The organism is Spirulina sp. CCNP1310 (assembly GCF_034932185.1).
GTDB lineage: Bacteria > Cyanobacteriota > Cyanobacteriia > Cyanobacteriales > Spirulinaceae > Spirulina.
Genome location: NZ_JAYGHW010000068.1, coordinates 1 through 13,816, shown reverse-complemented (window position 1 = coordinate 13,816; position 13,816 = coordinate 1). Strand labels below are relative to the sequence as shown.

General features: G+C 53.3%; 14 protein-coding genes. 11 read left to right on the top strand and 3 right to left on the bottom strand.

The genetic code is table 11. From position 1 onward, the window contains the following. The first annotated feature begins 74 nt into the window (after positions 1-74). Positions 75-1,892, top strand: a complete 1,818-nt coding sequence (thrS, locus tag VB712_RS12295; RefSeq protein ID WP_416236335.1) for a threonine--tRNA ligase — start codon at positions 75-77, stop codon at positions 1,890-1,892. A gap of 103 nt (positions 1,893-1,995) precedes the next feature. Then, positions 1,996-2,358, top strand: a complete 363-nt coding sequence (locus tag VB712_RS12290) for a hypothetical protein (protein ID WP_323255075.1) — start codon at positions 1,996-1,998, stop codon at positions 2,356-2,358. On the opposite strand, the gene VB712_RS12285 is transcribed toward VB712_RS12290, so the two are convergent. After that, positions 2,355-3,449, bottom strand: coding sequence for a histidinol-phosphate transaminase (locus tag VB712_RS12285; RefSeq protein ID WP_323255074.1), 1,095 nt, complete (start codon positions 3,447-3,449; stop codon positions 2,355-2,357). The genes VB712_RS12290 and VB712_RS12285 overlap by 4 nt on opposite strands. A 105-nt stretch (positions 3,450-3,554) precedes the next feature. Further along, positions 3,555-4,607 (bottom strand): 4-hydroxythreonine-4-phosphate dehydrogenase PdxA, encoded by a 1,053-nt coding sequence (pdxA, locus tag VB712_RS12280; protein ID WP_323255072.1) that lies wholly within the window; start codon positions 4,605-4,607, stop codon positions 3,555-3,557. 169 nt (positions 4,608-4,776) lie between these two features. Here pdxA and VB712_RS12275 point away from each other — a divergent pair, with 169 nt between their 5' ends. The 9 genes from VB712_RS12275 (at position 4,777) to VB712_RS12235 (ending at position 13,636) form a co-directional block, all read left to right on the top strand. Then, on the top strand, positions 4,777-4,890 hold the full coding sequence (locus VB712_RS12275; RefSeq protein ID WP_323255070.1) for a PetM family cytochrome b6-f complex subunit 7: 114 nt from the start codon (positions 4,777-4,779) through the stop codon (positions 4,888-4,890). A 110-nt stretch (positions 4,891-5,000) separates the two neighbouring features. Then, complete coding sequence (gene psb28 / locus VB712_RS12270) at positions 5,001-5,366, top strand: photosystem II reaction center protein Psb28 (RefSeq protein ID WP_323255068.1); 366 nt, start codon at positions 5,001-5,003, stop codon at positions 5,364-5,366. Between the two features lie 62 nt (positions 5,367-5,428). Continuing rightward, complete coding sequence (locus tag VB712_RS12265; RefSeq protein WP_323255066.1) at positions 5,429-6,298, top strand: transglutaminase family protein; 870 nt, start codon at positions 5,429-5,431, stop codon at positions 6,296-6,298. A gap of 250 nt (positions 6,299-6,548) precedes the next feature. After that, entirely contained in the window at positions 6,549-7,214 is a 666-nt protein-coding gene (locus VB712_RS12260) for a FeoA family protein (protein ID WP_323255064.1), read from the top strand. 119 nt (positions 7,215-7,333) lie between these two features. Then, positions 7,334-9,691 carry a Fe(2+) transporter permease subunit FeoB gene (gene feoB, locus VB712_RS12255; protein WP_323255062.1) on the top strand — a complete coding sequence of 786 codons (2,358 nt, stop codon included), beginning with the start codon at positions 7,334-7,336 and terminating at the stop codon, positions 9,689-9,691. Between the two features lie 5 nt (positions 9,692-9,696). Next, positions 9,697-9,915, top strand: a complete 219-nt coding sequence (locus VB712_RS12250) for a FeoC-like transcriptional regulator (protein ID WP_323255060.1) — start codon at positions 9,697-9,699, stop codon at positions 9,913-9,915. Between the two features lie 152 nt (positions 9,916-10,067). Further along, complete coding sequence (locus VB712_RS12245; protein ID WP_323255058.1) at positions 10,068-12,698, top strand: TIGR03960 family B12-binding radical SAM protein; 2,631 nt, start codon at positions 10,068-10,070, stop codon at positions 12,696-12,698. Positions 12,699-12,812: 114 nt separating this feature from the next. Next, positions 12,813-13,280 carry a hypothetical protein gene (locus VB712_RS12240; RefSeq protein ID WP_323255056.1) on the top strand — a complete coding sequence of 156 codons (468 nt, stop codon included), beginning with the start codon at positions 12,813-12,815 and terminating at the stop codon, positions 13,278-13,280. Next, on the top strand, positions 13,277-13,636 hold the full coding sequence (locus VB712_RS12235; RefSeq protein ID WP_323255054.1) for a hypothetical protein: 360 nt from the start codon (positions 13,277-13,279) through the stop codon (positions 13,634-13,636). Before VB712_RS12240 ends, VB712_RS12235 begins: the two co-directional genes overlap by 4 nt. Here the strand turns inward: VB712_RS12235 and VB712_RS12230 are convergent. Continuing rightward, positions 13,616-13,816: zinc ribbon domain-containing protein (locus VB712_RS12230; RefSeq protein WP_323255052.1), on the bottom strand; the 201-nt coding region annotated here is incomplete at its 5' end. The two genes, VB712_RS12235 and VB712_RS12230, sit on opposite strands and share 21 nt — an antisense overlap.

Genomic DNA, 13,816 nt, shown 5'->3' with positions numbered 1-13,816 from the left:
TCAGTTCAGGGACATCGGTACAATGGGTCATGGTGATTCAATCCCCATCGTCCGCTTTGAAGGTCAATCAATTTATGTCCAGTGCCGAAAATTCCGCTCCCGAACCGATTCATCTCCCCCGTACCAGTGAATCAGAAACGCTGAAATGCATCCGTCACACCGCCTCCCATGTGATGGCGATGGCGGTGCAGAGCCTTTTCCCTCAAGCACAGGTGACGATTGGCCCTTGGACAGAGACGGGTTTTTATTACGATTTTGATAATCCCGAACCCTTCACCGAAGCAGATCTCAAAGCCATCAAAAAGCAGATGGATAAGATCATTAAGCAAAAGCTCCCCGTCGTGCGCGAAGCCGTCACCAGGGAGGAAGCCCAGAGCCGCATTGAGCAAATCGAGGAACCCTACAAGCTGGAGATTCTCCGGGATATGATGCGCGGCGATGAGATTACGATCTATCACTTGGGGGATCAGTGGTGGGATCTCTGTGCTGGCCCCCATGTGGACAATACTCAGGCTTTGAATCCGAAGGCGATCGCCCTGGAAAGTGTGGCGGGGGCCTATTGGCGGGGGGATGAAACCCGCCAACAACTCCAACGCATCTATGCAACGGCCTGGGAAACCCCCGAACAACTCAAGGAATATCAACGGCGCAAGGAAGAGGCCCTCAAACGGGATCACCGCAAGTTAGGGAAAGAATTGGGCCTCTTCCTGTTCTCCGATGTGGTGGGGCCGGGGTTGCCCCTCTGGACTCCGAAGGGGACGGTGGTGCGATCGCTCCTCCAGGGTTTCCTCCAAGATGAACAAACCAAACGGGGCTATTTAGGGGTGGTTACACCCCACATTGGCCGGGTGGATTTGTTCAAAACCTCCGGCCATTGGCAGAACTATAAAGAGGATATGTTCCCGATGATGGCGGAAGATGAAGCCGCCGCCGCTGCGGAACAAGGTTTTGTCCTCAAGCCGATGAACTGCCCTTTCCATATCCAAATTTATAAAAATGAACTGCGTTCCTATCGGGAATTGCCCATCCGGTTAGCGGAATTTGGCACGGTGTACCGCTATGAACAGTCGGGGGAATTGGGCGGGTTAACGCGGGTGCGGGGCTTTACGGTGGATGACTCTCACCTCTTTGTCACGCCCAATCAATTGGATGCGGAATTTCTCGATGTGGTGGATTTAATCCTTTCAGTTTTTGAAAAATTGAAGCTGAAAAACTTTAAAGCCCGCCTCAGTTTCCGCGATCCTGAATCCGATAAATATATCGGCTCTGATGAAGTGTGGAATGCGGCAGAAAATGCGATCCGGCGTGCGGTGCAGCATTTAGGCATGGATCATTTTGAGGCTCCCGGTGAGGCAGCATTCTACGGGCCAAAACTGGATTTTATTTTCCGGGATGTGTTGGATCGGGAATGGCAATTGGGAACGGTGCAGGTGGATTATAATTTGCCGAACCGTTTTGATTTGGAATATGTCAGTGAGGACGGTTCCCGCCAGCGGCCGGTGATGATTCACCGTGCGCCTTTTGGCTCCTTGGAGCGCTTAATTGGCATTCTCATTGAAGAATACGCCGGAGATTTCCCCTTCTGGCTCGCGCCGGTACAGGTGCGTTTGCTCTGTGTCAGTGATGAATTTTTGCCCTATGCCCAAGAAGTGCGGAATCAATGGGTGGCCCAGGGGTTACGGGTGGAAATTGCCAGTGGCGATCGCCTCGGTAAGCAAATCCGCAATGCCGAAAAAGATAAAATTCCCGTAATGGCAGTGGTGGGGGCTAAAGAGGTGGAAAGCCAAAGCCTCAGTATTCGCACCCGTGCATCGGGGGAATTGGGGGCAATGCCGTTAGATGAAATTGGCCCGAAATTGGTAGCGGCCAATGGCGATCGCACTGATCCATAAAGGCGCAAAATTACCCATCAAAGAGGGGTGAAAAATTTTTCGCCCCTACAGCCTCCTACTATAACAGAGGGATCTACCCTCAAAATTCTTCCAGGAGGAAACCATGGCAACCGATGATCAATGCTGTACCATTGTTCCCTATTTCCAAGTTCACGGCGGCCAACTGGCGGCATTTAAGGAAATTTGTGAACAGTTTGTGGCTAAAACCGCAACGGAGCCTAAATGCCTGTATTACGGCTTCAGTTTCGATGGCGATCAGGCCCATTGTCGAGAAGGCTATGGCGATGCCGAAGGGCTGTTAGCCCATTTGGAGAATGTGGGGGAATTGTTGCAGGCGGCTTTGCAAATTGCCGATTTAACCCGGTTGGAAATCCATGGCCCCGATGGAGAATTGGCAAAATTGCGCGAACCCCTGGCGGCTTTTAAACCGCAATTTTTCACGCTGGAATACGGTTTTCGCCGTTAACGGTGGAGATAGGCGGTGAGCCGGGCGATCGCCCGCTCATTTTCCGCTGCTGTGCCGATGGTGATCCGCAACCCGCCGCCGGTATGGCGGATTAACGTCCCTTCGGCTTTGAGGGCAGCAGCAATGGCCGCTAATTCCGGATTGCCCCCCTCCCGCAATCGCACATAGACAAAGTTGGCCGCACTGGGAAAGACGAGCAACGGGGGGAGCGCAGTCAAGGACGCGATCATTTGTTGCCGCTGCTCCTGTAAGGGGGCGATCGCACTTAACAACAGGCCCCGGTGTTGGAGGGCCAATTCCGCCCCCGCTTGGGTGAAGGCGGGGAGGTTGTAGGGGAGGCGGACTTTTTCGAGGATTTGGGTCACAGAGGGATGGGCGATCGCATAGCCCACCCGCAGGGCAGCGAGGCGAAAGGCTTTGGAGAACGTGCGCAAAATAATCCAATTGGGATGTTGGGGTAATTCCGCCGCCAATGTGGTTTGGCTAAATTCAAAATAAGCCTCATCAATCACCACCAAAATTTCCGGGGGCAAGCTCCGTAACCAGTCGATTTCCGCCGCTGTGAGGGCGTTGGCGGTGGGGGAATTGGGGTGAACGACAAACACAACCCGCACCGGAGCCACAACCTGCGTTTTTGCCGCCGCCAAATCCATGGAAAAATCCGCCAACCGCTGACCCCGAATCACAGAAATTCCCAAGGTTTCCGCAATAATCCCATACATGGAAAACGTCGGCTCCGCCACATAGATCGAACCCTCTCCCCCTAAACAGGTGGCAATGAGCACCGAGCGGATCAGTTCATCGGAACCATTCCCCACAGAAATCCAATCGGGGGCAATGGCTTGGGTTGAGGCGGATTCATTGACATAGTTGGCAATACTCGCCTTGAGGTGGTGGTGACTGCCATCGGGATAGCGGTTGGTGGCGATGGTTTCTTGGTAGAGCCAAGCCAGCTTGGCCTTGAGTTCCGGGGGCAGATCGACGGGGCTTTCGTTCGTGTCGAGGATATCGAGGGGGCCGGTGGGTTCGCCGCCCGGATGGGGAGTATAGGCCTGAAGTTGGATGAGATCGGGGCGGATGAAGTCAAGCATGGGCATGGGGGATAAGTTCGCTAGCGTGAATCGATTCGCTAACCGGGAGCAGGGCTTTTTCCTATCTTAATGAATTGGGATCGCTTTCTTCAGATGCGGTGCAGATCATTGGCGACGATTTTCGGCTAATTCCACCGCCAGGGCGATCGCTGCGGCCATGCTCTCCCCCCGTGCGATACCCCGGCCGGCAATATCAAAGGCTGTGCCGTGGTCGGGGGAGGTGCGGACAAAGGGTAAACCAATGGTGGTGTTAATGGCTTGGTCAAAGGCCATCAATTTCACGGGGATTAACCCCTGATCATGATAGAGAGCGAGATAACCATCAGCCACACCGGCAACGGGGGAATTGCCGCAGCGATCGCCATACCAAGCTTGACCCGGTTTCACCCAAAGGGTATCGGGGGGAACGGGGCCGATTAATTCCACATCGGGCCGCTGCTTGCGCTCCTGTTCTAACCAGGGGATCAACCAATCCACCTCTTCCCGCCCTAAGTTGCCCTCCTCGCCACTGTGGGGATTGAGGCCGGCGATCGCCACCTTGGGCTGCTCCAGGGCAAAATCCTGTTGCAGACATCGCACCAACAGATCCAATTTGCGGGCCATCAGGTCTGGATTGAGGACTTGGGGAACTTGATTTAAGGGAATATGGGTGGTGGCCAGGAGTGTGATTAAGAGCCATTGACTATGGGGCGATCGCGCCACAAACAGCATCCCAAACTGTTTCGCCCCCCCGCGCATCGCTAAGACTTCCGTCTGGCCGGGGTAATTATGGCCCGCCGCTTGCCAGAGGGATTTGTTAATGGGGGCGGTCACAATTGCCTCAAATTCTCCGGCGAGGGTGGCGGCGATCGCCCTTTCCAAATAGGCAAAACTGGCGGCCCCCGTTGCCGCCGTACCTTCCCCCCAAATCACCGGCTCAACTAGCGGAATATCAATGATCTCGAAATCGTCGGGATTGGCGAGGGGGGTGATCTCTCGCAATTGGGTATAGGTGGCTTGGAGGTGCGATCGCGCTCCCACCAGCGTAATTTCCGCCTCAGGGGGGGGATTGACCAACGCTTTGAGCACGACTTCGGGCCCAATCCCCGCCGGATCGCCCATGGAAATCACCAACCGCACGTTTTGCCCCATTTTGCCCTCTCGTTGCACTCTTGCCATGATGCCACGACTTTAGGGCGATCTGAGATCAGGGGTGGGATCAGCCCTTATTCCCAACCCCTCTCCCCAACAATGGGGGGTAGGCTTGAGGCTTGCTCCATCCCGCTTTGCTTTACAATGGGTTTTTGAGTCAAATCAGCCCTCATTCCCGATTTCAGGAGTTTTAACCATGAATGCCCATGATTTAATGATGAATGCAGCCGTGTTGTCCTTTACGCTGATTTTGGTCGGTTTAGGTCTTGGCTTTTTCCTTTTAAAACTGCAAGGCGGCGAAGCCGAATAACAGAGTTACCGTAGGGGCGAAAATTTTTTCGCCCTCTATTTTTTGCGCCCTTTGGCAAAAGCACCCGATTATTGACAACATTTACAGAATTTACAAAAAATTTTAGGAAAATGACAGTTACCCCTCGCATTGAATTTTTTGAAGGGATTGCCGAAGAACTCAGTAATGTGCGGCTCCGTCAGGGAAAAACCTCTGGGATTCGCAATGTGTTGCTGATGTTTGAAACCCTGAATGCGATTGATCTAGTCAATAGTTTTACAAAACGGTTTACCGGGACGGTGCGCTTGATTGATGAGGAAGGGGAAATTAGTGCGGTTCCCAGTAATTTTAAATTTCGGGTGGGGGCGAATGAAGAGGATGATATTTTAGGGGCGGAATGCCAAATTGATATTGAATCCGATCAAGATTGGGAGCGGGTGATGCGGTTTCTCCATCGCTATGCTGAGGCTAATGGCATGGGCTATGAGGGGCAATAGTTGTATCTTTTGGGTAGATTCATTGCCTTAATTGTTGAAAAATATACATCTGAGGCAACCCTTTGCGCTATTCAATCCACCACAAAACAACCTATACCTACAGCGATCGCATTCTCCTTCAACCTCATTTGGTGCGCCTTCATCCCCGTGCCGATGGGGAGCAACGGGTGGAGGATTTTGTTTTAAAGGTGATGCCTGATCCGGTGGGGCGATCGCCCCTTATTGATCTCGATGGCAACACATTCACAAAAATCTGGTTCACTGAACCCACAAGTCAATTAGAAATCACCGTCACGATGACAGTGGAAACCCTTTTGGTGAACCCCTTTCACTATCTATTAGAACCTTGGGCGATGCATCTCCCTTGGGATTACCCTAAAGATCTTCACCATAGTCTTCGGGCTTATTTGGAACCGATCCAAGCTCAGTTTGATCCGGCGGCGATCGCCCTCGCGCAAGATCTCTTCATGGATAACGACGGTAACACCTTAAATTTCCTCAATGCCTTAAACCAAAAGCTTTACCGCGAATGGGAATACATTCTACGGGAGACGGGGGCCCCTTGGTTGCCGGGGGTGACGGCGCGGCGAAAACAGGGTTCCTGTCGGGATTGGGCGGTGTTGTTTATGGAGGTGTGCCGCAGTTTGGGGATTCCGGCGCGGTTTGTCAGTGGGTATCAGGCGGGCGATCGCGTTCAAGACCGTCGGGATCTCCATGGTTGGGTGGAGGTTTATCTTCCGGGGGCGGGTTGGCGGGGCTATGATCCCACTCAAGGCTTGGTGGTGAGTGAAGGTCATATTTCCCTCTGTGCCAGTGCTCACCCCCGTGGCACGATGCCCATTGAGGGCCAGGTCACGCCGCTACAATTGCCCCGCCAGGAGCCGATCCAAACGACGATGGCGAGCATCATCCATTTAAACTGGCTACCTTGACCTTCTCCCTGAACGCCATTCCTGAACGCCATTGTCGATATTCTCCCCACAACACCCATGGCTCACGGCAATCATTAAATTTAGCTTAAGAGCAAAGTAACCTTGCCGGATTTGCGCTAGGTTCAAATTTAATGATAATAATTCCTATTAAGTCGATGCTAATTTTTACTCATTTTCTGTCATTCTTGATAGAGGTCTAGACCTTTACTTGCTCAATTTTCCTAATCATTGTTCTCATTCTTAAGGTTCTATGAAATTTAAGGCAATCAACAATGCATCCCAGGCTTCACTAGGGGTTGATGGGTCAGGGATCACCTTCATTGGTGGTCGGAGTCCATTGGAAGCGGACTCGACTCACCCCGTTGATCAGAAGACTGCCGCCGCTACGTCGGCGGGGCAATTTCCCCTGGCGATGGCAACGGTAGGCGATCGCCTCTGGATCGTCCAAATTCAGGGGGGACACCGGATCATGCGTCGCCTGATCGATCTCGGCCTCACCCAAGGCAGCGAAATCACCGTCGTTAGCCGTACCGACAGCGGCTCGATGATTGTCGGCTTTCAGGGCTGTCGCATTGGCCTAGGGGCAGGCATCGCCCATCGCGTTATGGTCAGCACCACGCTCCTCGACCCGCCAACATCTACCCCGACCCTCCCTGTCGATGCTCCTATGACTACCCCATTGCACCTCGGCGACCTCGCCATCGGCCAATCTGGCCGCATCCTTAGCTATGAAACCAGCCATCGCGCCTATCGCGAAAAACTTCTCTCTATGGGACTAACTCCCGGCACACCGATCACGATTACCCGCCAAGCCCCCATGGGCGACCCCATTGAAATCGAAGTGCGCGGCTTTAAGCTCAGTCTGCGCAAAAGCGAGGCGGCGGCATTGCGCGTCGAGCCGTTGGCCGAAGGATGAAGTAGGAAGTAGGAAGTGAAGAGTAAAAAACTATTTCTGCCTTCTGCCTTCTGCCTTCTGCGTTCTATTCTGCCTTCTGTCTTTTATCTCTCCTTAGATTGTTTTTTCCCTGAATGCCCATGTCTCCTCCAACCATCGCCCTGATCGGCAACCCCAACTGCGGTAAAACCACGCTCTTTAATGCCCTCACCGGGGCCAACCAACAGGTGGGTAATTGGCCCGGTGTGACCGTCGATCGCAAAGAGGGCAGTTATCGCCAGGGTAATCAGCAAATTACCATTGTCGATTTACCGGGGATCTATGCCATTGATTCTCAGGACGAAGGGAGTGTCGATGAGGCGATCGCCCGCGATTATCTCCTCTCCGGTGCGGCCCAAGTGGTCATCGATATTGTCGATGCCTCCAACCTGGAGCGGAACCTCTACCTCACCACCCAAATCCTCGAAATCGGTCTTCCCCTCGTCATTGCCCTCAATATGGTTGATGTGGCCGAAGATCAGGGAACCCGGATTAACGTCGAATTGCTGGCCAGCCGTCTCGGTTGTCCCGTGATCCCGATGGTGGCGGCCCGGGGCCAGGGGGTGGATGCCCTGAAGGACTGTTTAGCGGCCTTTTTAACCCATCCCCAACGGCCCCACGCCCAAGTCGTTTATCCCACCATCATGGAGGAGGCCCTTGCGGTGTTGATCCCCGCCCTCCAGCCGCCAGGGTTAACCCCTGAAGAGGCAAGCGACCGGGATAGTTGTGCAGATCGCTGGACGGCCCTCAAGCTCCTTGAATACGACGACCAAGACACCCCCCACCTCTCCCCTGATCTCCTCCGCCAAGTGGCAGAGCAACGCCACCGCATTCATCAGGTTTTAGGGGAAGATGTGGATATTGCCGTTGCCGACAGTCGTTATAGCTATGCCCATCGCCTCGTTAATGACATCGCCACCCGGCCCCGACAGGTGAGCCTCTCCCAAAGCGATCGCATTGATCACATTGTCCTCAACCGCTGGTTAGGCATTCCGATCTTTTTGGGGGTGATGTACCTGCTGTTTATGTTTGCGATCAATGTGGGCAGTGCCTTTATTGACTTTTTTGATATTTTCTTCGGCACGATTTTTGTCGATGGTTTAGGGGCGATTTTAACGGCTCTGGGGATGCCGGATTTAGTAACGGTGGTGCTGGCCCAGGGCATGGGCGGCGGCATTCAGACGGTGGCGACGTTTATCCCGGTGATTGCTTGCCTGTTTTTGTTTATGGCCTTTTTAGAAGACAGTGGCTACATGGCCCGCGCTGCCTTTGTGATGGATCGCCTGATGCGGTTTGTGGGGCTGCCGGGTAAGTCCTTTGTGCCGATGTTGGTGGGGTTTGGCTGTAATGTTCCGGCGATTATGGCCACCCGCACGTTGGAAAGTAAGCGCGATCGCATTCTCACAATTTTAATGAACCCCTTTATGTCCTGTGGGGCAAGGTTGCCGGTCTATGCCCTGTTTGCGGCGGCCTTCTTTCCCCAAGCGGGGCAAAACCTCGTGTTTTTGCTCTATCTGGTGGGCATGGGGATGGCGATCGCCACCGGCTTAATCATGAAATACACGCTTCTTAAAGGGGAAGCTGCCCCCTTTGTGATGGAACTGCCCACCTACCATCTACCGACGCTCAAGGGGGTACTGATCCGCACCTGGGAACGGTTAAAAAGCTTCATTCTGCGGGCGGGTCGGGTGATTATCGTCATGGTGATGGTGCTCAGTTTGCTCAATTCCGTCGGTATGGACGGCTCCATTGGTAACGAAGACAGCGAAAATTCGATCCTCAGTACCCTCAGTCAGCAAGTCACGCCAGTCTTTGCGCCCATGGGTCTAACCCGCAAAAATTGGCCCGCGACAGTGGGCATTTTTACCGGCGTATTTGCCAAAGAAGCCGTCGTGGGAACCCTCGATTCCCTCTATAGCCAATTGGCCCGAAATGAGGCGGTGGCGGCGGGGGTTGAGTTAGGGGATGAGGGTGTCGATTTTATGGGCAATATCGGAGCCGCCTTTGCCTCCATTCCCGCCAATCTAGCAACACTTTCCGGTACGCTCCTCGATCCCCTGGGCCTCTCGATTGGTGATGTCAGCGATCTCGATGCGGTGGCAGCGGAGCAGGATGTGGCCTACACAACCTTTGGACAGATGGCCCTGCGGTTTGAAGGCCAGGCAGGAGCCTTTGCCTATTTGCTCTTCATCTTGATGTATTTCCCCTGTGTGGCGGCCATGGGGGCGGTGTATCGGGAAACCAATACGGGTTGGACTGCGTTTGTCGGCCTCTGGACGACGGGATTGGGGTATTGGAGTGCGGTGATGTTCTATCAAATCGTGACATTTGCCCAACATCCGGCTACAGCCACAGCTTGGATTGTGGGGCTAGGGGTGGGGGCGATCGCCACCGTCCTCTTAATGCGCTACAGCCAACCCCAGCGACGGCGCTCCATCCTCCTACCCGAAAAATCCTAACGACCATGCTCACCGCCATCCAAGCCTACATTGCTAATCACGGCACGGTTTCCATCGGGGATCTCGCGTTGCACTTCCGGAGCGATCGCACCTGTCTTCAGCCGATGCTAACCAAACTGGTACAAAAGGGACGGATTCGCAAACTCCCCGCTCCGTCTAAATGTGGGGATTGTACCAGTTGCGATCTTAGTCATCTTGAGGCTTATGAATGGTTGGGGCGATGAAGGGGGAACGGGGAATGGGGAACGGGGAATGGGAAGTGAGGGGGAAATGAGGGGGAAATTTTAATTTCACTCTATCCTCTCTTCTCTATTCTCTTTCCTTCCCTTCTCCAGGGGTTAAAATAGAGGGCTGAACCCTGCCGGAGCTAGATACCTTGACCCTTGACCAACTCCTTACCCCTGAAATTAATAAACCTGCCCGCTACCTAGGGAATGAGTTAGGGGCCGTTCATAAACCTTGGGAGAAGGCGACGGTGCGTTGGGTCTTGACCTATCCCGAAGTCTATGAAGTGGGCGCATCTAACCTGGGCCATATCATCCTCTACAACATCCTCAACGCCCAGCCGGCCCAACTGTGCGATCGCGCCTACCTCCCTGCCCCCGACCTCGCCGCCAAACTACGCACCACCCAAACCCCCCTCTTTGCCCTTGAAGCCCGCCGCCCCGTCACGGATTTTGATGTTTTGGGCTTTAGTTTGAGCTATGAACTGGGGATGACAAATATTCTCGAAATGCTTGATCTGGCGCAGATCCCTCTCACTGCCGCTGAACGGCTAGAACGGCCTGATCTGCCCCTGATCTTTGCCGGGGGGCAAACCGCCACCTCCAACCCCGAACCCTTCGCTGAATTTTTCGACTTTTTCGCCCTAGGAGATGGGGAGGAATTATTACCAGAAATTGGTTTGGTGATTGCGGAAGGGAAGGCCGCCGGATTGAGTAAGCGGGCATTACTTCTCGATTTAGCCCAAGTGCCGGGAGTTTATGTGCCGCTGTTTTACGACATGGCCCCCGATGGCTCCGTTCATCCCAATCACCCTGATGTTCCCCCCCGGATTCTCCGCCGCGTCGCCAACCCAATGCCGGAATATTCCATTGGTTTAGTCCCCTATGTGGAGACGGTACACGATCGCCTCACTGTGGAAATTCGGCGCGGCTGTACTCGCGGTTGTCGCTTTTGCCAACCGGGGATGTTGACACGACCGGCGCGGGATGTGGAGCCGGAACAGGTGATTAATGCCATTGAAGCGGGGATGCGGGCGACGGGCCATAATGAGTTTTCGCTGTTGTCCCTGAGTTGTTCTGATTATCTGGCTTTACCAGCGGTGGGGATGGAGATTAAAAACCGCCTCAAGGATGAGAATGTTTCCCTCGCTTTGCCCAGTCAACGGGTCGATCGCTTCGATGAAAATATCGCCAATATTTTGGGGGGGACGCGGCAAATGAGCCTGACGTTTGCCCCCGAAGCGGGAACCCAACGGCTCCGGGATGTGATTAATAAGGGCCTTACTAATGAGGAGCTATTGCGGGGGGTGAAAACCGCCGTTGAACAGGGTTGGGATAAGGTGAAACTTTATTTCATGATCGGCTTGCCGGGGGAAACCGATGTCGATGTTTTGGGCATTGCCGAAACGATGCGCTGGTTGCGGCAGGAATGCGTCGTACAGGGGCGCAAACGGCTTGATTTTAATGTGACAATTTCCAACTTTACCCCCAAACCCCATACCCCTTTTCAATGGCATTCCGTATCCACCGCAGAATTTACCCGTAAAAAAGAACTGCTCTGGGGGGAATTTAAACAGATGCGGGGGATTAAGGCGAATTTTACCGATGTGCGGATTTCCGCCATGGAGGATTTTGTGGGTCGGGGCGATCGCCGCCTCGCCCCCGTGATTCGCAAGGCTTGGGAATTGGGGGCGGGGATGGATGCCTGGTGGGACAATTTAGACCGGGCTTTTGGGGCTTGGGGGGAGGCGATCGCCGCCTCTGATCTCACGTGGAAATATCGCCAAATTGAGGAAGGCGAATGGAATGTGATGGCCGTGGAAAATGAGGCGATCGGCAATGTCGAAAATCTCCGGGCCGCCTCTCCCCAATGGAAAAACCGCTTTAGCTGGGATGAACGGCTCAATGCCGCGTTACCTTGGGATCACATCAATACGGGCATTGATAAGGAATGGCTCAAGGCCGATTTACAGCGGGCCTTGGCGGAAACGGTGGTTCCGGACTGTGCCTTTGAGGGCTGTTCCCAATGTGGCATCTGTGGCGATGATTTTGGCCACAATATCGTTCAAGATGTCCCCCCCATCCCTGCCTTTGCCGGTCAGTTTGAAGCGAACCAAACCCGCGCCCAACGGTGGCGGCTGCGGTTTGGCAAGTTGGGGGAATTGCGGTTTTTGGGTCATTTGGATTTGGTGCGGTTATTTGATCGCCTCACCCGCCGCGCTTCCCTCCCCATTGCCTTTACGGGGGGGTTCCATCCGGGGCCGCGGATTGCGATCGCCAATGCCCTCAGTTTAGGTATGACCAGCAGTGGTGAAATTGTCGATTTTGAGTTAACAGAACCCTTAGAATTTGAAGATTTCAAAGGGCGATTATTACGCACATTACCGCCGGATCTCCCCCTTTATGATTTGGAATTAGTCGATGTGCAAGCTCCTTCTGCCAATAAACTTTTGGAAGCAGCCGAATACACCCTAACGTTAACGACAGAATCCCCCGATCCCCAATGGGAGCGTTGGGTTAGCGCGGTTTGGGCCACCCCTGAAATCTGGTTTGAGAAGAAGACGAAATCAGGGAAATTGAAATCGGTGAATTTGCGCGATCGCCTCCTGGCCCTAACGCTCATCGAAACCGAAGGGGCAACAGCGAAAATCCACTACCGGGGCCAATGCCGCAATGATGGCACAGTGCTTCAGCCGGAGCATTGCGTCTATCTCCTCAGCCAAGTGAGCGAGGAAACGATCCAGTTAGCCCACGGCCATCGCGAGCGATTAATTTTGGCGTGATGGCCTTGCCTGCCCTTAGGGACGAAATTTCAAATTTTGCGCCCCTACATCTTGATTACAGATAGCCTAGGGTTTGGGTGCATAAAAATTGTTCAGTAGTGTCACGATAAACCCATGAAAACATCTCAACCTGACATTGTTGTTATTGGCCCAGACGGAGAGTATTGGATTATTGTTGAAGTGAAGCTCAACGATGTTCCTAGTCGTAAATTGGCGGCAATTGAGCAGCTTAAACAAGCCATGACATCCATGAATTGCTCAATTGGTATCCTTGTCTCTGGCGATTGCCTGATGCTGCTTCGCGATTCTTTTGAGAAGTTTAATGGTGAATCCATTAATATTGTTGGTGAGGCCAAGCTTCCTTCTGCTTTACTGCCTCCTCCTGATCATCAATGGCAAGGCAATCACTGGCTTGAGTTTGAATCACAAATCCAAGCATGGATTGAAGCGTTAAAGCTGCCTGCTAACATCAAAAAACTGCCAGATGATTTAAAAGAACTACTCAGTGAACCCATCATCAGCCTTCTTCGTTTGGGTGAAGTCAGATCTGCGGGGCCGAGATGGAGTAAGGCAGCACCGTGAAGCCTCAAGCCATTTTAGTTGAAACCAATTGGGTGGTAGATGTTATTGCTCCCGCTCACATCCAAAGTCCGCAGGCTGTTCAATTGCTACAACGGGCAAGGGAGGGGGAATTTGAGCTATACGTTCCTGCTATATCGCTCACAGAAGCCCGTGAAACAGTTCGCCGACGGTTTGCTCCCCGTTCTCGCTCTGAAGATATGCGTCAATTTTTGAGATGGGCTAAGGATCAAGGTCGTGTAACCGTTGAAGATGCGGACACAGCTTTTCGCTTGTTTGATCAGTTTGATGGATTGGTTGTTGACACTCCCCGCGCTGAAGCGACGGGGATTCTTGGTTCAAAGACCGGACTTAACTGAGCAGGATTTCTCCAACTCAGCCAGAGGCCCAATCTCCCCAAGCGTATAACTTACCGTGTGCCCCACGGTAGTTAGTCCCAGGCGCAGGATGTTGATGGCAGCATTCACATCTCGGTCAGCCTCATAGCCGCAATGGGGACAGTGATGGGTTCTGACTGAGAGTGCCTTCTGGACTCGTTT

Bases quoted from the DNA above. Each gene is read 5' to 3' on its own strand.
- feoB (WP_323255062.1), top strand. From the start codon at position 7,334: ATGTCTCCTCCAACCATCGCCCTGATCGGCAACCCCAACTGCGGTAAA.
- VB712_RS12250 (WP_323255060.1), top strand. From the start codon at position 9,697: ATGCTCACCGCCATCCAAGCCTACATTGCTAATCACGGCACGGTTTCC.
- VB712_RS12260 (WP_323255064.1), top strand. From the start codon at position 6,549: ATGAAATTTAAGGCAATCAACAATGCATCCCAGGCTTCACTAGGGGTT.
- thrS (WP_416236335.1), top strand. From the start codon at position 75: ATGTCCAGTGCCGAAAATTCCGCTCCCGAACCGATTCATCTCCCCCGT.
- VB712_RS12285 (WP_323255074.1), bottom strand. From the start codon at position 3,449: ATGCTTGACTTCATCCGCCCCGATCTCATCCAACTTCAGGCCTATACT.
- pdxA (WP_323255072.1), bottom strand. From the start codon at position 4,607: ATGGCAAGAGTGCAACGAGAGGGCAAAATGGGGCAAAACGTGCGGTTG.
- psb28 (WP_323255068.1), top strand. From the start codon at position 5,001: ATGACAGTTACCCCTCGCATTGAATTTTTTGAAGGGATTGCCGAAGAA.
- VB712_RS12290 (WP_323255075.1), top strand. From the start codon at position 1,996: ATGGCAACCGATGATCAATGCTGTACCATTGTTCCCTATTTCCAAGTT.
- VB712_RS12240 (WP_323255056.1), top strand. From the start codon at position 12,813: ATGAAAACATCTCAACCTGACATTGTTGTTATTGGCCCAGACGGAGAG.
- VB712_RS12275 (WP_323255070.1), top strand. From the start codon at position 4,777: ATGAATGCCCATGATTTAATGATGAATGCAGCCGTGTTGTCCTTTACG.